We start from the raw sequence: 246 nt of genomic DNA on the forward strand, positions 1-246 counted from the left end.
GACGCCGACCACGTCATGGACAACTACACCCTGCGCGAGCCGAACCCGGCCAGCAGCATGCCGATGCCCATGGCCCCGAATGTCGATCGCCGCACCACCGGCGGGCGCATCGCCTCCGAATGGCGCTGGCAGGACATCGCCACCGTGGCCGGCGTGGACGCGCTCGACAGCCGCCACCGCAGCCGCCACGGCATGGGTCGCAACACCTACAAGCTCACGCCCGGGGCGACCGGTGCACGCCCGATG

At 71.5% G+C, this 246-nt stretch carries 1 pseudogene; it reads left to right on the forward strand.

The features are described 5' to 3' along the window. Positions 1-246, forward strand: a pseudogene (locus KVS69_RS20155) (TonB-dependent copper receptor); the annotation flags it as partial.

Origin of the sequence: Stenotrophomonas sp. GbtcB23 (assembly GCF_019091045.1) — a bacterium.
Classification (GTDB): domain Bacteria; phylum Pseudomonadota; class Gammaproteobacteria; order Xanthomonadales; family Xanthomonadaceae; genus Stenotrophomonas; species Stenotrophomonas rhizophila_A.